Source organism: Sphingobium soli (assembly GCF_020782245.1).
Classification (GTDB): domain Bacteria; phylum Pseudomonadota; class Alphaproteobacteria; order Sphingomonadales; family Sphingomonadaceae; genus Sphingobium; species Sphingobium soli.
In genome coordinates this window covers 180366-206663 of sequence record NZ_JAJGNP010000005.1, presented here as the reverse complement: position 1 = coordinate 206663, position 26298 = coordinate 180366, and the positions used below count along the sequence as shown (strand labels likewise).

General features: G+C 63.8%; 29 protein-coding genes and 1 pseudogene. 12 read left to right on the top strand and 18 right to left on the bottom strand.

The genetic code is table 11. From position 1 onward, the window contains the following. The 4 genes from rsmI to LL253_RS09175 all read left to right on the top strand — a co-directional run bounded on the left by rsmI (position 1) and on the right by LL253_RS09175 (position 2875). A complete protein-coding gene (gene rsmI / locus LL253_RS09190; protein WP_009820786.1) occupies positions 1-843 on the top strand; it encodes a 16S rRNA (cytidine(1402)-2'-O)-methyltransferase in 843 nt (280 codons plus the stop codon). Continuing rightward, positions 840-1193 carry a YraN family protein gene (locus LL253_RS09185; RefSeq protein WP_228226983.1) on the top strand — a complete coding sequence of 118 codons (354 nt, stop codon included), beginning with the start codon at positions 840-842 and terminating at the stop codon, positions 1191-1193. Before rsmI ends, LL253_RS09185 begins: the two co-directional genes overlap by 4 nt. Positions 1194-1239: 46 nt before the next feature. Beyond that, positions 1240-2214, top strand: coding sequence for a glutathione synthase (gshB, locus tag LL253_RS09180; RefSeq protein ID WP_228226982.1), 975 nt, complete (start codon positions 1240-1242; stop codon positions 2212-2214). Positions 2215-2275: 61 nt separating this feature from the next. Further along, positions 2276-2875 carry a DedA family protein gene (locus tag LL253_RS09175; RefSeq protein ID WP_009820789.1) on the top strand — a complete coding sequence of 200 codons (600 nt, stop codon included), beginning with the start codon at positions 2276-2278 and terminating at the stop codon, positions 2873-2875. Positions 2876-2880: 5 nt separating this feature from the next. On the opposite strand, the gene LL253_RS09170 is transcribed toward LL253_RS09175, so the two are convergent. The 5 genes from LL253_RS09170 to LL253_RS09150 all read right to left on the bottom strand — a co-directional run bounded on the left by LL253_RS09170 (position 2881) and on the right by LL253_RS09150 (position 9805). Next, on the bottom strand, positions 2881-3777 hold the full coding sequence (locus tag LL253_RS09170; RefSeq protein WP_037542475.1) for a tyrosine recombinase XerC: 897 nt from the start codon (positions 3775-3777) through the stop codon (positions 2881-2883). A gap of 169 nt (positions 3778-3946) precedes the next feature. Further along, a complete protein-coding gene (gene rplL, locus LL253_RS09165; RefSeq protein WP_009820791.1) occupies positions 3947-4324 on the bottom strand; it encodes a 50S ribosomal protein L7/L12 in 378 nt (125 codons plus the stop codon). Positions 4325-4393: 69 nt separating this feature from the next. Then, the gene (rplJ, locus tag LL253_RS09160; protein WP_037542042.1) at positions 4394-4909 is read right to left on the bottom strand and encodes a 50S ribosomal protein L10; all 516 of its coding nucleotides are present in this window, start codon (positions 4907-4909) and stop codon (positions 4394-4396) included. Positions 4910-6000: 1091 nt separating this feature from the next. Continuing rightward, positions 6001-7422, bottom strand: coding sequence for a HEPN domain-containing protein (locus LL253_RS09155; RefSeq protein WP_228226981.1), 1422 nt, complete (start codon positions 7420-7422; stop codon positions 6001-6003). A 277-nt stretch (positions 7423-7699) separates the two neighbouring features. Further along, complete coding sequence (locus tag LL253_RS09150) at positions 7700-9805, bottom strand: RelA/SpoT family protein (protein WP_228226980.1); 2106 nt, start codon at positions 9803-9805, stop codon at positions 7700-7702. A 110-nt stretch (positions 9806-9915) separates the two neighbouring features. Between LL253_RS09150 and LL253_RS09145 the strand changes: the two genes are divergently transcribed. The 4 genes from LL253_RS09145 (at position 9916) to LL253_RS09130 (ending at position 13252) form a co-directional block, all read left to right on the top strand. Beyond that, positions 9916-10398: a winged helix-turn-helix transcriptional regulator gene (locus LL253_RS09145; protein WP_009820795.1), complete on the top strand. Its 483-nt coding sequence runs from the start codon at positions 9916-9918 to the stop codon at positions 10396-10398. A 43-nt stretch (positions 10399-10441) separates the two neighbouring features. Then, positions 10442-11548 (top strand): sensor histidine kinase, encoded by a 1107-nt coding sequence (locus LL253_RS09140; RefSeq protein ID WP_009820796.1) that lies wholly within the window; start codon positions 10442-10444, stop codon positions 11546-11548. Then, complete coding sequence (locus LL253_RS09135) at positions 11545-12348, top strand: LytR/AlgR family response regulator transcription factor (protein WP_009820797.1); 804 nt, start codon at positions 11545-11547, stop codon at positions 12346-12348. Before LL253_RS09140 ends, LL253_RS09135 begins: the two co-directional genes overlap by 4 nt. A gap of 706 nt (positions 12349-13054) precedes the next feature. Continuing rightward, a complete protein-coding gene (locus LL253_RS09130) occupies positions 13055-13252 on the top strand; it encodes a hypothetical protein (RefSeq protein WP_228220648.1) in 198 nt (65 codons plus the stop codon). A gap of 267 nt (positions 13253-13519) precedes the next feature. Here LL253_RS09130 and LL253_RS09125 read toward each other — a convergent pair whose 3' ends face one another. The 13 genes from LL253_RS09125 to flgB form a co-directional block, all read right to left on the bottom strand. Further along, positions 13520-14572, bottom strand: a complete 1053-nt coding sequence (locus tag LL253_RS09125) for a flagellar motor protein MotB (RefSeq protein ID WP_228226979.1) — start codon at positions 14570-14572, stop codon at positions 13520-13522. Between the two features lie 3 nt (positions 14573-14575). Continuing rightward, positions 14576-15439 carry a flagellar motor stator protein MotA gene (gene motA, locus LL253_RS09120; protein ID WP_009820801.1) on the bottom strand — a complete coding sequence of 288 codons (864 nt, stop codon included), beginning with the start codon at positions 15437-15439 and terminating at the stop codon, positions 14576-14578. A 125-nt stretch (positions 15440-15564) separates the two neighbouring features. After that, on the bottom strand, positions 15565-16410 hold the full coding sequence (locus LL253_RS09115; protein ID WP_228221772.1) for a flagellin: 846 nt from the start codon (positions 16408-16410) through the stop codon (positions 15565-15567). 18 nt (positions 16411-16428) lie between these two features. Further along, positions 16429-17766, bottom strand: coding sequence for a flagellar hook-associated protein FlgK (gene flgK, locus LL253_RS09110; protein ID WP_228226978.1), 1338 nt, complete (start codon positions 17764-17766; stop codon positions 16429-16431). Next, entirely contained in the window at positions 17763-18104 is a 342-nt protein-coding gene (locus LL253_RS09105) for a rod-binding protein (RefSeq protein WP_228226977.1), read from the bottom strand. Before LL253_RS09105 ends, flgK begins: the two co-directional genes overlap by 4 nt. After that, positions 18104-19225: a flagellar basal body P-ring protein FlgI gene (locus LL253_RS09100; RefSeq protein ID WP_228226976.1), complete on the bottom strand. Its 1122-nt coding sequence runs from the start codon at positions 19223-19225 to the stop codon at positions 18104-18106. Before LL253_RS09100 ends, LL253_RS09105 begins: the two co-directional genes overlap by 1 nt. Further along, positions 19225-19905 (bottom strand): flagellar basal body L-ring protein FlgH, encoded by a 681-nt coding sequence (locus tag LL253_RS09095; protein WP_009820806.1) that lies wholly within the window; start codon positions 19903-19905, stop codon positions 19225-19227. The genes LL253_RS09100 and LL253_RS09095 overlap by 1 nt, the downstream gene beginning before the upstream one ends. A gap of 9 nt (positions 19906-19914) precedes the next feature. Next, complete coding sequence (flgG, locus tag LL253_RS09090) at positions 19915-20703, bottom strand: flagellar basal-body rod protein FlgG (RefSeq protein ID WP_228221768.1); 789 nt, start codon at positions 20701-20703, stop codon at positions 19915-19917. Between the two features lie 116 nt (positions 20704-20819). Beyond that, positions 20820-21563, bottom strand: coding sequence for a flagellar basal body rod protein FlgF (locus LL253_RS09085; protein ID WP_009820808.1), 744 nt, complete (start codon positions 21561-21563; stop codon positions 20820-20822). A gap of 33 nt (positions 21564-21596) precedes the next feature. Then, entirely contained in the window at positions 21597-22442 is an 846-nt protein-coding gene (locus tag LL253_RS09080) for a flagellar hook-basal body complex protein (RefSeq protein WP_009820809.1), read from the bottom strand. Between the two features lie 37 nt (positions 22443-22479). Continuing rightward, positions 22480-23139, bottom strand: coding sequence for a flagellar hook assembly protein FlgD (locus LL253_RS09075; protein ID WP_228226975.1), 660 nt, complete (start codon positions 23137-23139; stop codon positions 22480-22482). After that, positions 23136-23546 carry a flagellar basal body rod protein FlgC gene (flgC, locus tag LL253_RS09070; protein ID WP_021228793.1) on the bottom strand — a complete coding sequence of 137 codons (411 nt, stop codon included), beginning with the start codon at positions 23544-23546 and terminating at the stop codon, positions 23136-23138. The genes LL253_RS09075 and flgC overlap by 4 nt, the downstream gene beginning before the upstream one ends. Before the next feature lie 2 nt (positions 23547-23548). After that, positions 23549-23920 (bottom strand): flagellar basal body rod protein FlgB, encoded by a 372-nt coding sequence (gene flgB, locus LL253_RS09065; protein ID WP_009820812.1) that lies wholly within the window; start codon positions 23918-23920, stop codon positions 23549-23551. 244 nt (positions 23921-24164) lie between these two features. Between flgB and LL253_RS09060 the strand changes: the two genes are divergently transcribed. The 4 genes and pseudogenes from LL253_RS09060 to flgM all read left to right on the top strand — a co-directional run bounded on the left by LL253_RS09060 (position 24165) and on the right by flgM (position 26295). Continuing rightward, positions 24165-24833 carry a MotA/TolQ/ExbB proton channel family protein gene (locus LL253_RS09060; RefSeq protein WP_228221766.1) on the top strand — a complete coding sequence of 223 codons (669 nt, stop codon included), beginning with the start codon at positions 24165-24167 and terminating at the stop codon, positions 24831-24833. Continuing rightward, positions 24830-25329, top strand: a pseudogene (locus LL253_RS09050) (flagellar motor protein MotB). The gene LL253_RS09060 and the pseudogene LL253_RS09050 overlap by 4 nt, the downstream one beginning before the upstream one ends. A 63-nt stretch (positions 25330-25392) precedes the next feature. Continuing rightward, positions 25393-25974 carry a flagella basal body P-ring formation protein FlgA gene (locus LL253_RS09045; RefSeq protein ID WP_228226973.1) on the top strand — a complete coding sequence of 194 codons (582 nt, stop codon included), beginning with the start codon at positions 25393-25395 and terminating at the stop codon, positions 25972-25974. 45 nt (positions 25975-26019) lie between these two features. Beyond that, positions 26020-26295: a flagellar biosynthesis anti-sigma factor FlgM gene (gene flgM, locus LL253_RS09040; protein WP_009820816.1), complete on the top strand. Its 276-nt coding sequence runs from the start codon at positions 26020-26022 to the stop codon at positions 26293-26295. The last annotated feature ends 3 nt before the right edge of the window (positions 26296-26298 follow it).

Here is a 26298-nt window from a genome sequence, read left to right as displayed (position 1 = left end):
ATGGAAACTGAACTTTCTGGGCTGGAGCCCGGGCTTTACATCGTCGCGGGGCCGATCGGCAACCTTGGAGACCTGACCCCGCGCGCGGCCGAGATATTGCGGCGGGCTGACGTGGTCGCGGTCGAAGATACGCGGGTCAGCGCCCGCCTGCTGCGTCATGCCGGGTCCGACCGGCCGATGCTGCCCTATCATGACCACAGCGCCGACCATGTGCGCCAGCGTCTGATCGACCGGATGGCGAGCGAATCGGTGGCGCTGCTGTCGGATGCGGGGACCCCGCTCATTTCCGATCCGGGGTATAAGCTGGTGCGGGACGCGCGGGCGGCGGGACGCAAGGTGACGACGCTGCCCGGCCCCAGCGCGGTGATCGCGGCCCTCACCTTGTCGGGACTGCCGACCGATCGCTTTCTTTTCATGGGCTTCCTCCCGTCCAAGGCCAAGGCGCGCGGCGACGCGCTGGACGAAGTGGCGGCGCTCCGCGCGACGCTGGTCTTCTATGAAAGCGGGCCACGCCTGTCCGACAGCCTGTCGGCCATGGCCGCGCATCTGGGTGATCGGGATGCTGCCGTCAGTAGGGAAATCAGCAAGACATTCGAAGAAACGGCGACGGGCACGCTTACCGCCCTGTCCATGCGCTACGCCGACGCGCCGCCCAAGGGCGAAATCGTGGTCATCGTAGGTCCACCCGGCGATGCGCCGCCTGCCAGTGCCGAGGATGCCGACGCCGCCCTGCTGGAGGCAATGACGCGCCTGCCCGTGTCGAAAGCCGCTGGCGAGGTCGCGAAGAAGTTCGGGCTGGACCGCCGGACCCTCTATGATCGGGCGATGGACCTCAAGGGATGAGCCGCGCCCAGGCCGAACAGCGCGGGCGACAGGGGGAGCGCATCGCCGCCTGGTGGCTGCGGCTCAAAGGGTGGCAGATCGTCGGCCGCCGTATGCGGACGCGCGCGGGCGAAGTGGATCTGGTGGCGCGGCGCGGCGCGATGCTCGCCTTTGTCGAGGTGAAGGCGAGGGCGACCGCTGCGGAACTGGACATGGCGATTGACGAACGCCGCCTGGCGCGGGTGGCGGCGGCGGCCGAAATCCTCTGGCACGACTTGGCGAAGCCGGGTGACGACATGCGAATAGACGTGATCCTTCTTGCGCCGGGCCGACCGCCACGCCATCTGACCAATGTCTGGCATGGGGGGTGACGGCCGCCCGGCGCGTCCTGTTCTCCTGAGTGGAAGGTGTTCGGAAATGATTGAGTTTAATCCCCTGACCGTCGCGGTGCAGATGGACGCGATGGAGGGCATCAACATCGCCGGCGATTCGACCTTTCACATCATGCTGTCGGGGCAGGCGCGCGGGCACAAACTCTATCACTATCTCGCGCCCGACCTGACCTATCGCGACGGCCGGGTGCTTGCGAAGGCGCGTCCGGTGAAGGTGCAGAAGGTTGCCGGGGATCATTTCGCGTTGGGCGACTGGGAAACGCTGGATCTGGGCCGCGACGTCGATGTCGTGCTGATGCGGCAGGACCCTCCCTTTGACCTGAGCTACATCACCGCGACCCATTTGTTGGAGCGGGTGCAGGCCGAAACGCTGGTGGTCAATGATCCGGCCAGCGTGCGCGATGCGCCCGAAAAGCTGTTCGTGCTCGATTATGCGCGCTTCATGCCACCCACCATGATCACCCGGGACTTAGCAGAAGTAAAAAGCTTCCTAGCCGAACATGGGGAGATCGTGGTGAAGCCGCTTTACGGCAATGGCGGCGTGGCCGTATTCCATGTCGGCGCGAATGGCGCAAACCTGTCCTCGCTGGTCGAACTGTTCAAGGAAAAGTGGGTCGAACCCTTCATGGTGCAGGCCTTCATCCCAGGCGTCGCGCAAGGGGACAAGCGCATCGTGCTGGTCGATGGCGAGGTGATGGGCGCGGTCAACCGCATACCGGGCAAGGGCGAAATCCGGTCGAACCTGGCGGTTGGGGGATCGGCGGCCAAGACCGAACTCACGGACAAGGAGCGGGAAATCTGCGCGGCGCTTGGGCCGGAGCTCAAGGCGCGCGGGCTGCTGTTTGTGGGTATCGACGTGATCGGGGGCGAATGGCTGACCGAAATCAACGTCACCTCGCCCACCGGCATCGTATCGATCGAGGCGTTTGACGGCACCGACACCGGCGGCATGATCTGGGATGCGATCGACGCGCGGCTGGCGGCGCGAGCGGCAGACTGAACGGACCAGGGGTTGGCGCGTTAAGCCGCCGTGATCCTTTTCCAGACCATGAGCCGCTGACATGACCGACTGGGTTCTGCGCCTGATCGATGCGGGCGGTTATTGGGGCATCGGTTTGCTAATGGTGCTGGAAAATGTCTTCCCGCCCATTCCGTCCGAACTCATCATGGGCATTGGTGGCATCCGCGTCGGGCAGGGGCGGATGGCGATGGAGTGGCTGCTGCTGGCCGGGACGATTGGCACGACGATCGGCAATTATTTCTGGTATCTGGTCGGGCATATGTTGGGGTTCGAGCGGTTGAAGCCGCTGGTCGATCGTTATGGCCGCTGGGCGACGCTGGAATGGCGCGATGTCGAGGCGCTGGATCGCCTGTTCGGCAAATATGGCCAGGTCGTCGTCTTCGTCTTCCGCTTCCTGCCGGCGTTCCGCACGATGATATCCCTGCCCGCCGGCCTGTTTCGCATGGGCCATATCCGCTTCCTGTTGTGGACGGCGGGTGGGGCGCTGATCTGGAACATCATCCTAGCCTATGCCGGCTTTGCGCTGGGGCGGCATTTCCAGGATATCGACCGCTATCTGGGGCCGGCGGCGACGGTATGCGTGATCGGTGCCGTGATCTTCTATCTTTGGCGTCTGGCGACCTGGCGGCCGCGCGGCTGACGGGGTCAGGCGCGGGGATGCGCGTTGCGGTAGATGTCGAGCAGATGGGCGGCATCGACCTGGGTGTAAATTTGCGTGGACGATAGGCTGGCATGGCCGAGCAGTTCCTGCAGGCTGCGCAGATCCGCGCCGCGACCCAGCAGATGTGTGGCGAAGCTGTGGCGCAGGGCGTGGGGCGTGGTGCGCTCCGACAGGCCGAGGCGTCCGCGCGCGCCTTGTACGGCGCGGCGGATCAATGCTGGGGAGAGCGGGCCGCCGCGCGCGCCGCGGAACAGCGGGGCGTCGCGCTCCAGCGGGTAGGGGCAGGCGGCGACGTAGCTTTCTATGGCGGCACGCAGTTGCGGCAGCAGGGGGACGAGCCGGGTCTTGCCGCGCTTGCCGGTGACGCGCAGCGTGTCGCCCAGCGGCCAGACGGCGCCAGTGAGGCCCATCGCCTCGCCAATCCGCAGCCCCGCGCCGTAGAGCAGCAGCAGCACCGCCCAGTCACGGGCGCCGATCCAGCCTTCGCGGGCGGTTTCGGCGATGTCGGCGGCGAGCGCCATGGCTTCGTCGGGGGAGACGGGGCGGGGGAGGCCGCGCTTCACCCTTGGTCCCTTGAGCCGGGGCGGCCTGGCATCCTCACCGCCGACGAACCGGAGGAAGCCGCGGACCGCCGAAAGCTCGCGGGCGGCGGAGAGGTTGCCGATGCCATCCATGCGCCGGCTGGTGAGGAAGGCGCGCAGATCGGCCTGTTCCAGGCTTGCCAGCATCGCCTGCGTCACCGCCTCGCCGCGATGCTGTTCCAGGAAGGCGACCAGCCTTTCGGCGGTGGCCTGATAGGCACGGACGGTGTGGACCGAGCGGCGGCGGTCGAGGGCGAGATGGGCGCGCCAGCGGTCGATGAGGGCGGAGGAGGCGGACATGGGCCGCGCCAGGATAAGGGAGGCGGGGCGGGAAGGGAACATGCGAATCGCGTGCCCCATGAAAGCGAAAAGGGCAGCACCGTGATGGCGCCGCCCATTCCTGCTCCGGCGCAAAGGCCGGATCGGCGCGTCCGCAAGGAGGAATGCCCCCTCGCGAACGCCTGGCCGATTACTTCAGCTCGACGGTCGCGCCGGCTTCTTCCAGCTGCTTCTTGAGCTTTTCGGCTTCTTCCTTGTTCACGCCTTCCTTGACGGCCTTGGGCGCGCCTTCGACCAGCGCCTTGGCTTCGGTCAGGCCCAGGCCCGTGATGGCGCGGACTTCCTTGATGACGTTGATCTTCTTGCCACCGTCGCCGGTCAGGACGACGTCGAATTCGTCCTTCACTTCTTCAGCGGCAGCGGCCGGGGCGCCAGCGGCGGGGCCGGCAACGGCGACGGCAGCGGCGGCCGAAACGCCCCACTTTTCTTCCAGAGCCTTGGACAGCTCGGCGGCTTCGAGGACGGTGAGGGCCGAAAGCTGGTCGACCAGAGCGTTGATGTCTGCCATGTGTTCAGTTCCTTATTTGGGGCGATGCGCCCCGTCAGATTTGGGTCAAAAAATCGGAGGGCGAACGGCTTATGCCGCTTCCTTCTCCGCATAGGCGTTGAAGACACGCGCGAGCTGCGCGGCCGGCGCCTGGGTGACGGTTGCGAGCTTGGTAGCGGGCGCGACCAGAAGGCCGACCAGCTTTGCACGCAGTTCATCCAGCGACGGCATCGATGCGAGCGCCTTGACGCCCTCTGCATCGAGCAGCACTTCACCCATCGCGCCGCCAACGATCTCAAGCTTGTCGTTGGTCTTGGCGAAATCGATCGCAACCTTGGCGGCGGCGACCGGATCGACCGAGGTGGCGAGGCCGACCGGACCGGTGAGCATGTCGCTCAGCGCGGTATAGGCGGTGCCATCAAGGGCGATGCGGGCGAGGCGGTTCTTCGTAACCTTGTAGGACGCACCGGCGTCGCGCATCTTCTGGCGCAGGACGGTCGACTGGGCGACGGTCATGCCGAGGTTGCGGGTCACGACGACCACGCCAACTTCTGCCAGCTCTGCGTTCAGCGCGGAAACGACCTCAGCTTTCTGATTACGATCCATGCCATTACTCCACTTCATGTCCCGCGCAGCGCCGGTGAAGGCCCGCGCCAGGACGGCTCAAAACCCGCACGCCGGGTGGGCGCACGGGGCACAAAGTCCGAAGGGGAGAGATCAACCGGCCTGGACCCCCAAAAGGAACAGGCAGACCCGAATCGGGCAAGCGCCCGTCCGGTAAAGAGCTTTTCCCCGTCTAGGCCGGGCATTAAGAAGGGCATATTCCCTTCACCGACTGTCTCGGACGGAAGGCCGACGGCATCGCTGCCACGGCCTGCGGGTGCGCCCTTAGCGAAAGCGGCCGGCAATGTCACGCCAAATCTGGCGCGGGGGCGGGGCGTGGGACGCGTGGGCCGAAAGGGGGCGGGGAAATTTTTCCTACGAAGTTCACAGTGTCGTCGGGCTTTGTCGACGCAAAACAGGGAAAAACCAGAAGTGACGCAACCATGAAGCGACCACAAGGCGACCACGAAGCGACACCTGTCTGCGGGGCATGCGGGCGCGCGCGGCGGGAGAAAAAGGGGTAAGGCGGCGGGCCGGTCCATCGACAAGGATAGACCAGAGAAACTCCTATTAGGGAAGGGGAATAGGAGGGAGTGGGCGGTAGGCAACCGTCCGGTTCAGAGCGGGGTTTCAAGGAGAGCGGCCCTTTAAGCGGCGTCGGCTGCCGACAAATTTACGTCTGCCCACTGCGTAAGCATGAGTGACCGATCCTGTCGGGAACCGCCATTCTTATACCATTCGTCGGTCCAGCAGCACACCCTTCCTGGCCATTCACGCGATGAGAAGCCCGCCCAAAAAGCAGACCTCCCTTGCGAAGACAAAGTCAAAATGGGCGGCCTCCTTTAGAAGGCCGCCCATAGGCTCAAAACTGGTAGTCGCCATCGGAGTAAAGTGTGTCTCCGCTGATCCCAAGGATCTAGTCGAAGGCGAGAAGGACGATCGCACCGCTCATCTCGTCGTCCGGCTGAGCGGACTGCTTTGGCACAGGGCCTAGCGGCCAAGAACGCGTCTATCGGCATGCAAGACGATAGCAGGGTCGCGGTAGAGACGGTGCTGCTGGAGTGCGCCTGGCAGGAGGCGCGGCGCGTTGGTGATTAGGGCGGGGGTAGTGTGACCGTCATCGGTGAGGCGGCGCCAGACAGGACGTGCGCGACCATCGCAGTACGCAGGCTGTCCCCGTTGGTCATCATAGGGTCGAGCGCGAGTGCCAGCACTTCGCGGAAAGTTTGGGCATGTTGCTGGATTTCGGCGTTGATGGTTTCATCTCGCTTGAAGGCATAGCCGTGAACGATCTGCGAGCGCAGATTATAAGATTTCCTGATCACCTCGAAAGCCTTGACCCGATCCGTCGCGGGGGACAGCGCGGACAAAGCAAGCGCGAGTTGGATGGTGGTTTCGTTCTTGAAGGACAGCAGCCGCTCTATCGCCATCCAAAGCTGGGCGAGTTGCAGCACGGCGATCCCAGGCCGGCGACTGTCCTCCACCGTATCGATCGCAAGCAGCCGGTAATCCTCCTTGCCAGCGATGAACTTGCCCTCGGTCGATCTGGCGATGAGCGAGATGAGAGTCTGTAGGACCGGGTTGTCAGCCCAGGCGACATTCTGCCAGAAGCCAGCTCTGTTCTGATAGGGGCGGCTCCAATGTTCTGAACGCACGTGGGACGAAAAGCGATCGTCGTCTATATTCATTTGTAGGGTAATCTGGCCCGACACGCCCGAGGTGAGCGCGACCGCTGCGAGCAGGCGGCTGACAAGGGCGTCGGCGTAGGATTTGCTCATGCATGAGAGATCGGCAAGGAAAACGCCGCTGGCGTCCTGCGGCAGCGTAATCTGGAGCGATGGAATCGTGATGCCCTTGCTTCTGAACTGTTCGACATTCGCTGCATGCTGAGCGTTATGGGCGGCGATTAACTGTAGACAGTCGGTAGCGAGGAATTCCCGCATCGTTAGGAAGCGGACACCTGGGACGATTTCAGGATCGGGCAGGCCCACAATCGAAAAGATACGGCAGAAATAGAGTTCCTTGCCTTTGATACTTTCGATCTGGGATAGTGCCGCAGCTGGCGAGATACCCGTTTCGAGGAGGAACACGAATGTGCCCAGATCCGCCTTGGAAACTCTGATCGTTTCGCGGGCCTTGGGATTTGGCGGTGGGTCACCGAAGGATCGCTGATCATAGAGCGTGAGCGCCATTTCGGTCAGGCGGTCGCCATTCACGACATCGCCCAGCCGGACTTCTCTGCTCGCCGGCCCATAAGGCGTCATGCGCTCGATCTTCACATAGTATTCCGATTTATATTCGGGGAACTGGGCCCAGATCTCGGCCGCCCCAACGGCGGATCGCTTTGTGTAGGTCGTGAGGCGTTCGCGGATGTCCGCAGCGCGGCGATCGATCGCAGCAAGGCACAGAGTCTCGCTGACCCGGGCGCAGCTTGGAGAGCCGAGCGATTCGAAAAACTCCGCAGGCCAGAGATCCGGCGAGCCGGCCTCGATCTCCAGCATCACGATCACGGGCATGGAAGTGTCTGTCGCGTCATCATGCGCCTTCATTAGCAGATGCTTGGCGCTGCAGCATGTCTGTTTCTCCAGTTACGTGCCGATCCTGAAACGGCCAATTATGCTCGTTCATTGAGTCAAGGTGCCCGAAAGTAAGAATGTCAGCGCGTTTCGAAAGCTGACGTTTGAAAAGCTGGCGGGAATGGGAGATATGTCCCAGACCGAGTCATAATCTGACGGTCTGTTTTCACGCATCAGAAAATTCGCGGTCGAACGGCTTGGATGGGCGCAAATCCACTCAAACCCGGTCCGCCTGCACCACGACATCGATCGCCCGTAGCGCCGACAATATCCGCATCAGATGCTGGGCGTCGGCCACTTCCAGGTCGATGACGTCGGTGTGGAAGGGGCCTTCGCGGTTGACGAGCTGGAGGTTGAGGATGTTCGCCTTGGTCGCGCCGAACACGTTGGCGACGGCGGCCAGCGCGCCGGGCTGGTTCTTGACGATGACGGAGAGGCGGGCGGTGCCGCCCTTGGACTTGCTGTCCCAGCTCAAATCGACCCAGTCGTCATCCTGCTCCACCTCGAGCGAGCGGCAGTCGATGGTGTGGACCTCGATCGGTTCGCCGGTGCGGCGCACGCCCACGATGCGGTCGCCGGGCACCGGGTGGCAGCAATCGCCCAGATTATAGGCGATGCCGGGGGTGAGGCCGCGGATCGACACGGGTTCATGCTGGCGCGGATGGGCTTCCTCCATCCCCTGCGCGCTGGTGGAGCCGGGGACCAGCGCCTCCATCACTTCATGGTCGAGCACGCGGTGGGTGGCGATGGCGACCATCAGCGCGGCGCGATCCTCCAGCTTCAGGCGTTTGAGCGCGGCATTGAGCGCCTTGTCGCCCAGTTCGCTGGCAAGGTCGGCAGGGAAGCGGCCGATAATTTCCTCATAGAGTTTCTCACCCAGCTTGATCTCTTCCCCGCGCTGTTTCTGGCGGATGAAGCGGCGAATGGCGGCGCGCGCCTTGCCCGTGATGGCGAAGGAGAGCCAGCCGGGCTGCGGCTCCTGCCCCTCCGACTTCAATATTTCGACCTGGTCGCCATTGTCGAGCGAGGTGCGCAGCGGCACGACGCGGCCGTTGACCTTTGCCCCCACGGTCTGGTTGCCAAGGCTGGTGTGGACGGCATAGGCGAAATCGACCGGGGTCGAGCCCTTGGGCAGCTGGTGCAGCTCGCCCTTGGGGGTGAAGGCGAAGATGCGGTCCTGATACATCGCCATGCGGGTATGTTCGAGCAGCTCGTCCGCGTCCTGGCTCTGTTCGAGGATTTCGACCAGGTCGCGCAGCCAGGCGGCGTGATGATCGGTCGCGTCGCCCTTCTGCTTGTAGGCCCAATGGGCGGCAAGGCCCAGTTCGGCATCGCTGTGCATCGCGCGGCTGCGAATCTGCACCTCTATGCGGGCATTGTCCTGATGGATGACGGTGGTGTGGAGCGAGCGATAGCCGTTGCGCTTGGGCGTGGAGATATAATCCTTGAACCGGCCGGGCACCATCTTGAAGGTCTGGTGGATGATGCCGAGCGCGCGGTAGCAATCGGCCGGGCTGTCGGTGATGACGCGGAACGCCATGACATCGGTCAGCTGTTCGAAGCTGATGTGCCGCTCCTGCATCTTGCGCCAGATGGAATAGGGGTGTTTCTCGCGGCCCGAGACGGTGACGGACAGGTCGTTGCCGCCCAGCAGCAATTGCAGCTCCGCGCCGATGCGGTCGACCTTGTCATGGCCGCCTTCCTTCAGATGCTCCAGGCGGCGGGTGATGCTGTCATAGGCCTCCGGCTCCAGCTCGCGAAAGGCGAGCAGCTGCATCTCGCGCATGAAATCGTACATGCCGATCCGCTCGGCCAGCGGGGCGTAGATATCCATGGTTTCGCGCGCGATGCGGCGGCGCTTGCCCTCATTCTTGATGAAGTGCAGCGTGCGCATATTGTGCAGGCGATCGGCAAGCTTGACCAGCAGCACGCGAATATCGTCGGACATGGCGAGCAGGAACTTGCGCAGATTTTCAGCCGCCCGCTCATTTTCGGACATGGCCTCGATCTTGGAAAGCTTGGTCACGCCATCGACCATGCGGGCGACGTCGGGGCCAAAGGCGCTTTCGATCTCGTCATAGGTGACGAGCGTATCCTCGATCGTATCGTGGAGGAGGGCGGTGACGATGGTCTGATCGTCGAGGTTGAAGTCGGTGAGGATGCCGGCGACTTCGATCGGGTGGCTGAAATAGGGGTCGCCGCTGGCGCGCTTCTGCGAGCCGTGCTTCTGGACCGAGAAGACATAGGCGCGGTTGATCATCGCCTCGTCCGCTTCCGGATCGTAGCGCTTTACCCGTTCGACAAGTTCATATTGACGCAGCATCGCCGCCGATTGTGTGGGAACCCTCTTGTCGTGCAACAAAAAAACGCCATGTTGCGATAATAAGGTGGCGATTTTGCAACGGGTGTTGCTTTGCGCTATATGTGGGACAGATGAAACATAATCTGGCACAGGATCTGGAACAATGCGCGCTGCCCAGCGCGCTGGAGATGATGGGAGAGCGCTGGTCCTTCCTCATCCTGCGCGGCGCGCTGTCGGGCATCCGCCATTTCGAGGAATTCCAGTCGACTCTGGGCATCGCCCGCAACATCCTGGCCAACCGGCTCGCCCGGCTGGTGGAAAACGGCATATTGGTGCGCCAGCCGATGCAATGCGACCGGCGCAAGGTGGAATATCGCCTGACGCCAAAGGGGCAGGATCTGGCCCCCGCCATGGTGGCGCTGCGCCAATGGGGCGAACGCTGGGGCTGCGGGACGCAGGCGTGCCAAGTGCTGGCCGACAAGCGCGACGGGCAGCCGATCCGCCCCATCGCGATTCAGGCGCAGGACGGACGCACGCTGGAACTGGCCGACCTGGTGTGGCTGTGTCCCGACGAAGTGACGCCCATGGCTGAGGAACCGGCTGCCGCTGCGTGAGCCGGCTTCCCGACCGGGCGATAATGGCATAGGCATGGGTCCCATGTCCGTGACCCGCATCCAGCCCCAGCCCTTTTTCGCTGACAAGAACCGCGCCTTCTGGAACCTGCAATCGCTGGGATGGGCCGGCGCATTCCTGCTGCGTGGTTCGTCGACCATCGCGAACGGGCAATCCTTTTCCAGCCTGATCCCGGTGCTGATCTCAACGGTCACAGGCTATTCGGTGACGCTGCTGATAGCGGTGGCGTTCCGTTATCTGCTCAAGCAACGGCCGATCGTCACCTGGGGCGTGTCGATCCTGACCGTGGTGCTGGCCGCGGCGCTGGTGGCGTTCATCGACGCCTGGGTCTTTTCCACGCAGAACCGCAGCGGCGACACGGCGGGCGTGCAGCTGTTCCTGGGCGCCTTCTATCTGTCGGTGACGCTGATCGGGGCTTGGTCCGCGCTTTATTATGCGATCAATTTCTACCTGACGGTGGAGGAGCAGGCGGACCAGCTCACGCGCCTCGAAACCCAGGCGTCGAGCGCGCAGCTGGCGATGCTGCGCTATCAGCTCAATCCGCATTTCCTGTTCAATACGCTCAACAGCATATCGACGCTGGTGCTTTTGAAGCAGACGGACAGGGCCAATGCGATGCTCTCGCGCCTGTCGTCCTTCCTGCGCTACACGCTGATCAACGAACCGACCGCGCAGGTGACGATCGCGCAGGAGGTGGAGACGCTCAAGCTGTATCTGGAGATCGAGAAGATGCGCTTCGAGGAGCGGCTGCGCCCGGCCTTCGTGATCGATCCCGCCGTGTCGCATGCGCGCCTGCCATCGCTGCTGTTGCAGCCGCTGGTCGAAAACGCGATCAAATATGCGGTCACGCCCAAGGAGGAAGGGGCCGATATCACGGTCACGGCGCAACCTGCCGGGGATAATGTCCGGATCATCGTATCGGACACCGGGCCGGGATTGAACGATGGCGCCATCAAGCCGCACATTCCCATGAGCGAGGGAACAGGTGTTGGCCTGCCGAACATCCGGGACCGGTTAATTCAGGCCTTCGGGGAACGACAGCGCTTTGAAACGCGTTCCACGCCGGGCGGATTTTCGGTCATCATCGAAATTCCGCTTAACATGGATGAAAGATCGAAAGTCGCCGCATGACCATCAGAACAATCCTCGTCGACGACGAAAGCCTGGCCATTCAGGGGCTGGCCCTGCGTCTGCAAGCGCATGAGGATGTCGAAATCGTCGAAACCTGCACCAACGGCCGCGAAGCCATCCGCGCCATCAAGACGCATAAACCCGACCTTGTGTTCCTCGATATCCAGATGCCCGGCTTTGACGGCTTTTCCGTCGTTCAGGGCATGATGGAGGTCGAACCGCCCCTGTTCATCTTCGTCACCGCCTATAGCGACCATGCGATCCGCGCGTTCGAGGCGCAGGCGGTCGATTATCTGATGAAGCCGGTGGAGGAAGGGCGCCTGGCTGACGCGCTCGACCGCGTGCGCCAGCGCCTGACCGAAAAGCGGCAGGGGCAGGAGGTCGAAAAGCTGCGTGAGGTGCTGGCCGAGGTCGCGCCCCAGGCGATGACCGATTTCGCCGCGAGCGAGGATGGCGCGCCTGCGTCCAATCGCTTTGAAAAGCTCATCAACATCAAGGACCGTGGCCAGATTTTCCGCGTCGATGTGGATTCGATCGAGCGCATCGACGCGGCCGGCGACTATATGTGCATCTACACCGCCGACAATTCGCTGATTCTGCGCGAAACGATGAAGGACCTGGAAAAGCGGCTGGACCCGCGCAATTTCCAGCGTGTCCACCGCTCCACCATCGTCAATCTGAGCCAGGTACGGCAGGTCAAGCCCCACACCAATGGCGAATGTTTCCTGGTGCTGGAAAGCGGCGCGCAGGTGAAGGTCAGCCGCTCCTACCGCGACGTGGTGGCGCGCTTCGTGCATTGAGCGAGGACGCGCTGGGCGGCGCGGTATGTCCGTGACCGCGTGGGTCCTTTTGTTTGCGTGCATCTGTGCAAGGAAGAGCGGGATGCCGGGTCAAGCCCGGCATGGCGGGCGCGGTGGTGCATTGGGTGGGTAGGGTTTCTACCCCCTTATGTGCGGAGGCTGCCGGACTAGCGGAGGTGTGAGCCAGCCATCATAAGCCAGCGGCATGTCTTGTCTCGCCTGCGCCCGATTGCTCTTCTTTGGTGAAATTGAAGGTCGTATATCGACCATTTTTTGCCATTCAATTGCTCTAAGCAGCGCCGCGATTGCAGACATTGGATGTGCTGCTATTATACGCCGATGGACAAACCCCGCTTCCGGCGCTGGCTCGGATATAACTACTTACCTCTCAATCTATCGGCGTGGTTGACGATTGCCTGCCTTCTTTTGATTGAGGCTCCCCTGATGGCGCTGTCATTTCACTTCGTCCCTGAAACTCTGGAATGGTGGGGCATTGCGATATTATCATTCTGTATTTTCTTATCAGGTTTGACATTCATACATTGGCATTCGGAATTAAGGGGGTGGTCTGTAGGCGACCAACGTCCAACCTAGCTGAGTTGGTTCGCTGATCTCGATAGCTGACATTTCTGCCGCGCTCTGTTGTCAGTGCACGGCCTACCTGCGATGATAGGCTATGAGAGACGAACCCTCCCCCCATGCCCTAATGTTACGGGATACCGTGATCGACCTTCAGCAGCGTCTGGTGGATATCACCGGGAATACCGAATTCGACGACGGCTATCGAATGGGCCTTGGCTTGGCGATCGAGACGTTGCGGAACCAATGCTACGCGTTCGATCTGCGCGAGGACTTGGGCTGGATGGAGCCTGACGTAACCAAGTGGCTTCGTCCAAAGGGCTAGCCGTGCCTGCTCTTCTCACCTGACCACCCGAAAGGCGACAGTCCGCAATCCACCCATCCCCGTCATTCCCGCAGCGGCGGGAACCCATCTTCCGATGTCATGCCATGTTCAGTGCCGGGAGATGGATCCCCGCGTTCGCGGGAATGACGATGGATGCGGGGGTGACGATGGCGAGAGATTGTTCGCAACCCATCCGATGATCACGCGCTGCCCGGTTCAAACTGACCTGACCGGTGCGTCACGCGCGCAAATTCCGTTTCCCGTGCCTCAATGCTTGCCCGGCTTGCTCGATGTGCCGGGCGCGGCGGGGTTGAGCAGGTCGACGCCGGCGGGGAGGGCGGTGCCGCCCATGTCGAGCTTGCGCGCCTGTTCCTGCGCGACGCGGCGGGGGTCGTCGCGTTCCTTGATCGCCGCGCGGGTTTCAGCGTCTATGTCCTCGTCACTGGTATCCCCGCCACCGCCGCGGCTCCAGCCCAGGATGATCGACATGCGCCGGTTGCGCGGATCGTAGCGATTGTCTTTCACGAAGGGTTCGCGGTCGGCGACGCCTTCGATCCGGGCGAAGCGGGGATTGCCGATGCCGCTGTCCGCCAGCGCCTGGCGCGTCGATTCCGCGCGGGCCGATGACAGGCGCCAATTGTTCATCGCCTTGCCCGACGCATAGGGCAGGGCATCGGTATGGCCGCGCACGATGAGGTCATTGGGCATGGTCTTGAGCACGCTCGCCACTTCGCCCACCAGCGCGCGCGCTTCGGTGACGAGCCGGTCGGTGCCCATGGCGAACATCGCGAAATCGGCTTCGTCGATCAGGTCGATGCGCAGCCCCTCGCGGGTTTCGGTGAAGCGGACATTCTTGCGCAGGCGCGACAGACCCTTGCGGTTCATGCGCGCTTCCAGATCCTTCTTGATCGATTCGAACTTCTGCCGATCGGCCGCGCGCATCGCCTTGCCGCCCTGGTCCTTGGTGCCGGTGGCGTCGCGCGGGATGGTGATGGACAGGTTGCCCACGCCGCCGGTGGTCGGATAATTATCCTTCCCCGTCAGGCTGTCGCCGCCCATCAGCCCGGTCGACCCGGCCGATGCCATTTTGAGTTCGACCAGCGTCGGGGTGAAATAGTCAGCCAGCGCCTTGCGCTGCTTTTCGGTGGTCGCGCCCAGCAGCCACATCAGCAGGAAGAAGGCCATCATCGCCGTCACGAAGTCGGCATAGGCGACCTTCCATGCGCCGCCATGATGACCGCCATGTCCTTCGACGATGATTTTCTTGACGATGACCGGCCTTGGTTCAGGCTCGTTCGCGCCGCGCTTTTTCTCGGCCATGGCTTATTTGTTCCGCATGCCGTCGAACACCTCGGCAAAGCCGGGCTGGTTGGCGTGGATGAGGCTGGAGCGCGCGGCTTCGATCACCAGCGGTTGCGGGTGGCCGTGCAGCGAGGCGATGATGATCTGCTTGACGACATGATAGATCGCCCCGTCCTGCTCGATCACCGTGCGGCAGCGATTGGCGAAGGGGTTGACCATGCCATAGGCGAGCAGCACGCCCAGGAAAGTGCCGACCAGCGCCGACCCGATCATCGCGCCCAGCACCGAAGGCGGCTGGTCGATCGAGCCCATGGTCTTGACCACGCCCAGCACCGCCGCGACGATGCCCAGCGCCGGCAGCGCGTCGGCCAGGCCCTGAAGATTGTCGGCGGGCTTGAGGGCTTCATGGTGATGGGTCTTGAGGCTGTTGTCCATCACCTCCTCCACCGCATGGGGATCAAGCGTGCCCGACGAGACGACCACCAGCCGCAGCGTGTCGCTGATGAGGTGGATGAGCGTCTTGTCCTTCATCAACTTGGGATATTCGGCGAAAATGGGGGAGGTGCCCGGATCCTCGATATGGGGTTCGAGCGCGACCGGCCCTTCGACCCGCAGCGTCTTCATGAGCTTGCTGACGAGGAAGATGCAGTCGAGGAAATCCTGCTTCTTGTAGGCCGGCCCCTTGAACACCTTGGCAAGGCCGCCGCCCAGCGCTTTCAAGTCCGCGCCCGAATTGCCGATGATGAGCGCGCCGACCGCCGCGCCGCCGATGATCAGCATTTCGTGCGGAAGCGCGTGGAGCACCGGGCCGATATCGCCGCCGGTGAAGATGAAGCCGCCGAACACCATGCCCAGAAGCACGACAAGGCCGATGATTGCGAACATGATTATCCCCGAAAGTAGCGCCTGTGTGGCGGTGGCTGCGTCAGCGCCGGTGCGCCGGTCCCTTTCTGGTTAATACGGACTGGTTAGCATCCGCTTTAGGACAAGGGCTGCTTTTTACCCGGCCGTCAGCCAATGATGTCGAACAGCGTCTTCTGGTTGATCCGCGCATAGGCGGACTGCGCCGCTTCCAGTTGCAGAAGCTGGGATTGAAGGCGCGAGATGACTTGCTGAAGATCGGTGGATTCCAGGTCCGCCCGCCGTTCGGTGAGGTCGATGTCGACATCGGTCAGCCGGTCGCCGATGACTTCCAGCCGGTCGCTGCGCACGCCCTGCTTCGCCTGCTCGACTGTGATGTGCGCCTGCGCCGCCTTGACCCCGTCGAGCGAGGTGGCGATGTCGGCGTCGACGCCGCTTTGGATCGCGCTGATGCTGGCGGAGAGGACATCGTTGATCGACATGGGCGCGCCGTTGACGTCGATGCCTTCGGACACTTCCTGCCTCGTGCCGACGACGGCGAGGTTGAGGCCCCGGCTGACCGGGACAAGCGTGCTTTGCCCATCATCGAACACCGGCGTGCCCTGATAGTCGGTCTGGTTGAGCATTTCGTCGATCGTGGTGCGGATCGTGCCCAATTCCTCGACGATGGCGGCGCGGCTGGTGTCGTTGAGCGACCCGTTGCGGGCCGACGTCACCAGTTCCTGCGCGCGGGTGAGGAGACTGTTGATTTCCGACAGATTGGATTCGGCGGTGGCGGCGCGGGTCGTGCCATAGCTGACATTGGCCTGCCAGGCGGCCTGCTGCGCCTGCGCGCGGCCGATGTCGGACACCTGCACCCAGGCGAGCGCATTGTCGGACGGCTTGTTAAGCGTGATGCCGGTCGAAATGGCGGTCTGCCCGTCGACGATGCTTTGCGACAATTTCTGCTGCCGGCGCATTTCAGCGAGCATGATCTTGTTGGTGATGCCTACCATGAGTCAGCCCTTTGCCGGTCAGATGATGTTGAGGATGGAATCGATGGTTTCCTTGGCGATCTGCAGGATTTTGGCGCAGCCCGAATAGGCCTGTTGCAGGCGCAGCAGGTCGGCCGCTTCCATGTCGAGATCGACGCCGCTTACCGCTTCTCGCGCGGCGACGGCCTGGTCGCTGCGGTTGGTGGCGGTGTCAAATTCCGCCTGGGTCGCGCCCAGCAGGTTGGCGTGGGTGGCGACCAGCGAGGTCCAGGCCTGTTCGACGCTGCCATTGCCGCGCAGGGTGGAGGTGACGGTCAAAAGATTGCCGTTGAGCGTGCCGTCAGCGGATTTGAGCGCCAGCAGCGCGGGATCGGTGACGAGTGCCGCGACATTGGCCGCGCCGCCGCCATAGGACAGCAGCGGAACGCCCGCCGTGCCGGCGTCGGTCAGGCCCTGCGCGTGCCAGGCATTGACGTCGGTGACGAACTGTTCGGCCAGCGTGTCGAGGCTGGCGCGGCGTTCGGTGACGGTCTGCGCGGCGGAAAACAGGCCGCCCAGCGTGCCGTTGGCAGGCGCGCTGAGCGCGGTGCCGTCGCTCAGGCTGAGCGCCAGCGTGCCATCGTCATTGGCCGCGACCGACAGGCTGGCGGCGCTGTTGCCACTGACCAACGTCTGCCCGGCGAAGCTGATTTCGGCGCTGTCATGCGCGCCAAAGCTGATCGTGACGTTCAGATTTTCCGACAGGTCCTGCAAGGCGGCGTCGCGGCTGTCGAGCAACTGCGCATAAGCGGATGTGCCCGGCTGCGCGCGCAGCAGGCTGTTGTTGATATTGGCGAGCGCGGACAGCGAACGGTTGATCGTCTGGACCGAGGCGGTGGCTTCGGTCGCGATGCCGTCCGACACATTTTTGAGGTCGGCCGCAGTCTGGTTGAACGATTGCGCCACGCGACTGATGCTGTCGAGCGTGGTGACGCGCAGTGACGTGTCGCCAGGGCTAGCGGCCAGCTTTTCCATATTCTGGAACATGCTGGTCATCAGCTGGCCTACGCCGGTGCTGCTGTCGTTCATCGCGGTTTCTGCGTCGGTCAGCCAGCGCAGCCGCGCCGTCGCGCTGCCCAGGTTCATGCCGGTCGTGCGTACAGTCGCGTCGAGATAGGGATCGCTCGCGCGATCGACGCCCATCACCTGCGTGCCGCCGAAATTGGCCTTGGCGATGTAGAGCGACATGGTGGAGGTCGATGCCCCCGATTCCGCCGTCGTCACCGTGCGCCGGGCATAGCCGTCGGTGCCGGCATTGGCGATATTTTCGGAAATGGCGGCCATCGCGGTGCGATAGGCCTTGGTCCCCGACGACCCGATGATGAAAAGATCGCTCATGCGCCGGGCGTCCCGGCCGCGCCGTCAGGGGCGGGCGCGTCGGCAGTTGTGGGGGCGACGCGCGCGCCAAATTGCTTGATCAGCAGTTCGGCGATGCCCATGGCGCCCTTGCTCGCCATCGCGTCGGCGGTGCGCGCGTCGGCCATGTCCTGAAATTGCTGGGTGGCGCTGGAATCGGTGATGCCCTCGGCCAGGCTGGCCGAGCGCATCGCGCCGATCATCTGGCGCAGGAACACCGCTTCGAACTGCTGCGCGACCTTGTCCAGCGCGGCGCGATCCGCGCCCCCTGCGCCGGACCCGGCCGCTGCCGTCGTCGGAGAAGTTGTCGTCACCTGCATCACAGCACCACCAGATCGGCTTTCATCGCGCCCGCCTGTTTCAAGGCTTCGAGGATCGCGACCATGTCCGCCGGGGATGCCCCGATGGCGTTGACCGCCTTGACTATATCGGCCAGCGACGCCCCACCTTTAAAATTGATCATCGGTTTTTTCTGTTCGTCGATGCTGATGTTGCTCGACGGTTCGACCGCAGTCTGCCCCTGGCTGAAGGGGGCGGGCTGCACGATGCGCGGCGATTCATTGACGCTGACCGTCAGTTTTCCGTGCGCGACGGCGGCCGGATGGATCTTGACCGCGCCGTTGATGACGACCGTGCCGGTGCGCGCGTTGACAATGACGCGGGCCGGGGCGTCGGCGGGCGCGACCTCGATATTTTCGATCATGCCCATCATCATGATGCGCTGCTCCGCGCCCGGCGCGGCGGCGATCGTCACCGAAACAGCGTCGACCGCGCTCGCCCGATTGTCGCCAAAGGCACGGTTGATGCCATCGGCCACGCGCAGAGCGGTGGTCAGGTCCGCTTCGGCGAGGTTGAAGGTCAGGGTGGGAGCGGTGTCGAAACCGGTCGCAACCGCGCGCTCGACTGTCGCCCCGCTGGGGATGCGGCCGGCCGAGGGGATGTTGACCGACACCTGGCTGCCGTCGGCACCCGATACGCCGAGGCCGCCGACGGCGAGGTTGCCCTGCGCCATGGCGTAGATTTCATTGTCCGCGCCGCGCAGCGGGGTCATGATCAGCGTGCCGCCGCGCAGCGACTTGGCCTTGCCCAGCGCCGACACGGTGACGTCCAGCCGCTGGCCGGGCTTGGAAAAGGCGGGCAGGTCGGCCGTCACCAGCACGGCGGCGGCGTTCTTAAGCGCCGGGTTGACGCCCTGTGGCAGCGTCAGGCCAAAGCGCGACACGACGCCCTTCATGCCCTGCGTTGCATATTCGATGCTGTCGTCGCCCGTGCCAGCCAGGCCCACGACGATGCCGTAGCCGGTCAGCTGGTTGGGGCGCACGCCCTGGAACGTGCCCAAATCCTTGATCCGCTCGGCATGGGCGGGCGTGACGAGGGCGAAGGCGGCGAACAGCGCGACCAGCGAAAAGAGGCGGTGGAAAACGCTCACTTGGCTCTCCATCAGAAGGGGCTGATCGCGGAGAAGAAACGCTGGAGCCAGCCCTGGCGGCTGGCATTGGCGATCTCGCCCTTGCCCTTGTAGATGATCTTGGCGTCGGCGACGCGGGTGGAGGCGATGCGGTTGTCCGGGCTGATGTCGGCCTGGCGGACAAGGCCGCTGATCTGGATGAATTCGTCGCCGCGATTGAGCGTCAACGCCTTCTCGCCCTTCACCAGCATGGTGCCATTGGGATAGACTTGCGCGATGGTGACGGTGATTTCGCCCGACAGCGCGTTCGACTGGGTCGCCGCGCCCTTGCCGGTGAATCCGTTATTGCCGCCCATGGCGACATCGCTGGGCGAAAAGAGCTTGGAAAGAACGCCGGTGCTTGGCGGCGTCAGCCCGAAGGAGCCGCTGCGGCTGGTGTCGGCGCTGTTGCTCTTGGACGCCTGGGTGCGTTCGACCAGCACGATGGTGATGATGTCGCCGACGGTGGTGGCGCGCGCGCCGCTGGTCAGCGGCGTATAGCCGACCGACGTCTGGAAGATGGAGCCGTTGGCCGCAGGCGCGGCCGGCTGGGCGATGACGGTCGGCGCGAAATATTCGCGCTCCACCTCGCGCTTCTTCTTGCGCGCATCGGCGGGCGATGCGGCAAGGGCAAGCACGGAAACGGCGGCGACAAGGGTGAAGGAGATGCGCATCGTCACAGCTCAGATATTCTGGTTGACGTACTGGAGCATTTCGTCGGTCGCCTTGATCATCTTGCTGTTCACCTCATAGGCGCGCTGCGTCTCGATCATGTCGACCAGTTCCTCGACGATGTTGACGTTGGACGTTTCCAGATAGCCCGACCGGATGACCCCGCGCCCTTCCAGCCCAGCGACGCCGACCTGCGGCGTGCCGCTGGCGGCGGTTTCGACCAGCAGATTGCCGCCGATCGATTGCAGGCCCGACGGATTCATGAAGCTGGCCAGTTCGATCTGGCCAAGCTGGCTTGGTTCGCTTTCGCCCTGCAAGGTCGCGGAAACGGTGCCGTCATTGCCGATCGACACCGATGTCGCGCCCTGCGGCACGGTGATCTGGGGGATGAGCGGCAGCCCGTCGCCGGTGACGATCGTGCCTTCGGCGGTGACGCTGAAATTGCCCGCGCGCGAATAGGCGATGGAGCCGTCGGGCTGCTGCACCTGGAAATAGCCCGATCCTTCGATCGCCATGTCCAGCGCATTGCTGGTCTGGGTCAGCGTGCCCTGCGTATTGATCTTGCTGGTGCCTTGGAGCGCCACGCCCGATCCCAGGTTCAGCCCGGTGGCGAACTTGTTTTCCGCGTCGGAATTGGCGCCGGCCTGCACGATCTGCTGATAGGCCAGCGTCTCGAAATCGGCGCGGTCCTTCTTGAAACCGGTCGTGTTGACGTTCGCCAGGTTGTTGGCGATGACGCGCATCTTCGTGTTCTGCGCGTCAAGGCCGGTGCGGGCGACATGAAGGGCGGCGTTGCTCATCGTGCATTCTCCGTGGCGCGATCCTCGCGCGGACCGCTCAGTCGGTTATGCGATCCTCACTCGGACCGCTCATGCACGCATCAAAGCAAGAGGCGTGCCAATATTAACCATAGGGTCTAGCCGTCGAGGCGCATCAGCGACGCGCCGCCATCGTCCAGCTGTTTGGCGGTGTCGATCATCTTGACCTGCGTCTCCCAGGCGCGGCTGGCCTCGATCATGTCGATCAGCGCCTGGGTCGAATTGACGTTCGATCCTTCCAGCGATCCCGATGTCACGGTGGCGAGCGGATCGGAGGGCAGGGCGCCGCCATTGACTTCGCGGAACAGGCCGTCATTGCCCTTGGCGATGCTGGAGCCGGCCGCATTGACCAGCTTGAGCTTGTCGACCTGCTGCGGGTTGGCCGGATCGCCGCCCTGCGGCACGCCCCAGATGCTGCCATCCTTGGCGATGGAGACGCTGTCCATCTGCGGCAGGATGACCGGGCCGCCTTCGCCCAGCACGGGCAGGCCGTCGCCGGTGGTCAGCAGGCCGCTGTCGGAAACCTTGAGGTCGCCGCGGCGCGTATAGGCTTCGCTGCCGTCGGTGGCCTGAACGGTGAGCAGTGCGTCCCCGTCCAGCGCCACGTCGAGCGGATTGCCCGTTTCGGTGACCGCGCCTTGCGCCATGTCGGCGGCGATCACCTGTTCGGAGGCCTGGGCGCGGGTGTCGAAGCTTTCGCCCTGGATCCAGCGCGTTTCGGCATTGGCGATTTCCGCGCGAAAGCCAACGGTGTTGGCATTGGCAAGGTTGTTCGCGATCGACGCCTGCCGCGCCATCGCGCCGCGCATCGCCGTCAGTGCCGTGTTGACGAGCCGGTCCATGGGCTGTTCCTCCTGATCCCGCGCCTAAACCGCTTAGGTACGGATGTTGACGATGGTGGTGGTCAGCGTATTGGCCGCCTCGATCGCCTTGCTGTTCGCCTGGAAATTGCGCTGGGCGGCGATCAGCTGGACCAGTTCGTCGGTGATGTCGACGTTGGAGCGTTCCAGCGAGCCGGAATTGACCGAACCGAACATGCCCTGATTGGCGGTGCCCAGGATCGGGTTGCCGCTCTCCACGGTGGAGGTCCAGTGCGCGTCGCCCTGCTGGCGCAGCCCTTCCAGGCTGTTGAAGGACGCCATCGCGACCTGGCCCAGGTAAACGGTGCTGCCATCGGCGTAAATGGCCGAAACAAGCCCTTCCTTCGACACGCCGACGCTGGTCAGCTGCGCGCCGTCGGCTTCGTTATTATAGGTGGTCGGGATTTGCAGGTCGGTGAGGTCGCCCGGACCCGTGGCGCTCGTCGGCGGGGTGGTGAGGTCGCCGGTTTCAGGATCGACGGCGAACACCTGAATGCGCGAACCGGTGGTGTCGACGGCGAAGCGGTCATTATCGACCGAAAAGGCGCCGTTGCGGGTGTAGCTGATCGTGCCATCCTCGCCTTTCACGGTGAAGAAGCCTTCGCCCGTGATGGCAAGGTCCAGCGTCTTGTCAGTGGTTTCGATCGTGCCCTGCGTGAACTGCTGGGTGATGCCCTGCACGCGCACGCCCTGACCCGCGACCTGATGCGTCGTCTGCATCGGCGAGGCGGCGAAGATATCGCCGAACTGCGCCTTGCTCTTCTTGAAGGCAGTCGAGTTCACGTTGGCGACATTGTTGGAAATGGCGGACAGGTCGGCCTGCGCGCCCTTGAGACCGGAAAGCGAAACATAGAAGGACATGGCGTTGCTCCTTGGGTGAAAAGGATGGGGTTAAGAACTACATCAGGCTCAGCGCGTCGGACGGGCTGTAGCTGCCGAGCGCGGTGATCAGTTTGGAAGAGGAACCGTCCGCGGGTGACTGGACGGCGGCGATGGTGGCCCAGGTCGCGACCTTCCTGGGGGTGGCGCCGTTGACCTTCACCTGCAGGGCGTCGGTGGACACGGTTTCGCCCATGTCGTCCTTGCCATCCCAGTAGAAGGTGACGTCGCCCGCCTGCTGCGACCCTAAGTCAATGGTCTTGACGACATTGCCGCTGCCATCGACCAGGTCGACGGTCGCGCCGTTGGTGGCGTCGGCGAAGCTGACCTGCCCGGCATAATAGCCGCTGGCGTCGGGCACGGCGACATTGCTTTGGACCAGCATCGACTTGCCGATCCAGCTGGCCGCATCGCCCAGGCGCGTGCCGGTCAGCTCCTCCTTGATCGACGCCAGGTTGGCGTTCATCTCGGCGATGCCGCTCGAATTGGTGATGGTCGCCATCTGCGACACCATCTCGGCATTGTCGACGGGTTCGAACGGGTCCTGATATTGCATCTGCGCGGTCAGGAGCTTGAGGAAGCTGGCCTGATCCATCGTCGCGCTGCCGGTGCCAACGGTCGCATTGGGATTATAGACCGAAAGCCCCGCGCTGTCGGTGACGGTGGAAACGCTCGTCATTTGCCGATCCTTATGGTTTCGAGCATCAGGGATTTGGCGGTGTTGAGCACCTGGACGTTGTTCTGGTACATGCGGGCAGTCTCGATCATGTCGACCAGCTCGGCATTGCTGTCGACCGCCGCTTCCCACACATCGCCATTGGCGTCGGCCAGCGGATGATTGGGGTCGTGGCGCTTGGTCGGCTCGGCCTTGGTGGTGACGACGTCCGAAACCTTGACCGTCGACACGCCGGGGCTGTCCGTGACGGACGTGAAGACTGGCTTGATCGCGCGATAGGCATCTTGCGCGCTGCCGGTGACATTGCCGGCATTCGCCATGTTGGACGCGGTCGTGTTGAGACGCACCAGCTGCGCGCTCATGGCGCGGCCGGCGATGTCGAAGATGTTCATGGCGCCATTGCCGCTCATGCTCATTCTCCCTTCAGCGCGCGGTTGATGGTGTTGATCCGGCCCTCGAGGAAGGAGAGGGTCGTGCGATATTTGACAGCGTTTTCGGCAAACAGCGTCTGTTCGGTGCTGAGTTCGACCGTATTGCCGTCAAGGCTGGGCTGAAGCGGCACGCGATAGCCCATGGCGTCTTCGACCGCCTTGCCCATGTCGGTGGAGGTCGCGCCCGACGATTGCGCCGTCGCTTCCTTAAGCGCGGCTTCAAAGTCGATGTCGCGCGCCTTGTAACCGGGCGTGGAGGCATTGGCGATGTTGGACGCGAGCAGGGACAGGCGCTGCGAGCGAAGCGCCAGCGCCTTTCCATGGATCCCAAACAGATTGTCTTCGACCGACATGCTCAAAAATTCGCTCTAAAGTTTATCCTTCACCCGCCGTTCTGAAGCCTGATGGCATCGCCTGCGGGTGATCCAGCCTGTGATCAGCAAGAGCCGTGCCAATTTGCGTGGGTGACGCATCGGCAAGGCGGCAAAGCTGGGGAATACGGGCTTTTCGCAGGCGAGACGGCAAGGGCGGCAAGTTTTTGCCGGTCGGCGGCAGGGCGTTGCCGGCCGCCGATGAACGATGGGGACGACACGGCGCATGCTCGCGATTTTCAGCCATTTGTTCGATCCGGCAACGCTGCTGGCGATGCTGGGCGGGATTGCCCTGGTGGCGCTGTTCCAGAACGGCCTTGCAGCTTGTGGGCGCGCGATCGGAGCACTGGCGCCGTTGCTGCGCGCCAATCCGCTGCGCGATCAGGACGCCGCGCGCGCCGCCCTGCTTCAGATCGACCATGTCGCGCAGCTGCGCGGACTGTCCTGCACCGACCGGGTGAAGACCGCTCATCCCTTCCTGACGCAGGCCGCGCACAAGCTGGCCAATTGCGACCGCACCGAACAATTCGCGCTGTGGGCGACGCAGGCGCTCGCTGACCGGGCGCAGCGTCATGGCGCGGCGCATCGCGTCTGGCTGTCGGTGGCGGATGCCGCGCCAGCGCTGGGCATGGCGGGCACGATATTGGGCCTGATCGGCATGTTCGCGGCGATGGATGATCCCGCCGCGCTGGGGCCGTCGATGGCGCTGGCGCTGCTCACCACCTTCTATGGCGTCGTCATCGCCAACATCATCGCAGCGCCCATCGCCGCGCGCCTGGCCGACCTGTCGGAGCGGGAACTGGCCTGGCAGCGGGAGGCGGCGGACCGGATGCTGGTGATCGCGCGGCGCGAAAATGCGCCGTTGCGCCGCGCGGCCATGCGCGAAGTGGCATGAGCGCGCGCCCACTCCCCCTTGTGCGGCGCAATCGCTGGGCAATCAGCTTTGCCGATCTGCTGCTGTTGCTGCTTGCCTTCTTCGTGCTGTTGCAGGCGAGCGGATCGCGGCGCGGCGCGATGCGATGCTGGCGCAGGTCAGCCGGCAATTTGGCGGCCGGCCGATGGCCGATGGCGTGGAGATCCGCGCCGCTGACCTGTTCCTGCCGGGCGAAGCGCTGCTGAGCGCGCGAGGGGAGGCGCAGATTGCCGCCCTTGCGCGCCGCTTCGCCAATGCGCCGGCGGTGGAAATCCGCAGCCATGGTGCGGACGCCCGCCACGAGCGGTTCGACGAATGGGATCTGGCCGCCGCGCGACTGGGCGCGGTTGCGCGGGCGTTGCAGGCGCGCGGGCTGGTCCGCGACCGGCTGCTGATCCGGGGCCTGGACCAGGCGGACGGACAGGCGGGGCAGGGGCAATGGATCCGCGTCGCCCCCGGCAGCAAAGCCGCGGGTTGAACCGACTGGCACGAAAATTGCGTATTCGACTGGCAGAAACTTTAGTCCTGACAGGAGACTGCCGTGCTTCGCCTTTCGTTCCTCCTCTCCGCCATCGCCGCGATTGCCACTGTGCAGCCCGCGCTGGCGCAGCAGACGTTCGAAAATCTCGATCGCATCGACAGCCTTGTCGCGATGACCGTCGGCGCCAATATGGGTGAGCCGGGCGGTCCGGCCGCACCTGTCGATCGCCGGCTGCGCCTGGCGTCCTGCCCCAGCACCCCCACGGTCGAAGGTCCCGTTTTCGGCGCGGCGATGGTCAAGTGCGAAGCGCTGGGCTGGCGCATCCGCGTGCCGCTGGTCAAGGGCGTCGCCGCCGCCAGCTATGGCCCCGTGCCCGGTTCCAATCCACGCGCTGGGCCGTCGAACGGCTTTACCCGCGCCGCTGTCGCCGCCGCGCCCAGGGAAGATGTGGTGCGCAAGGGCGATCCGGTGCAGCTGATGGCCGGCAATGCCCGTTTCAGCGTGTCGCGCATGATGATCGCGGACGAAGGCGGCGCGATCGGCGACACGATCCGCGTGCGCGAAGACCGCAAAAGTCCGCCGGTTTTCGCCCAGATCGTCGAAATGGGCATGGTGCGCATTCCAGGATTTAATGATTTTTGAACTTGTCCGTTATAAGGGTCAAAGGACGAGTGAAGGATTAAGATCATGATCAACTCTGTTGGACAGAGCATCGGCAATGCGATCGGCGCGACCAGCCTGCGCGAAAGCGGCAAGACGCGCGCTGCCGCGCCAACCGGTTCCGTGCCGGCGTCAGCGGCGGCGGACGTCGCCAGCCCCGCTGCCCGCATGGCGGCCGAAGGCGCGCCGGTGGACATGGACAAGATTGCCGCGATCAAGAGCGCGATCGCGTCGGGCAATTATCCGGTGAACGCGGATGCGATCGCCGAACGCATGCTCGAACTCGATCTGCCCCAGAAATAAGGA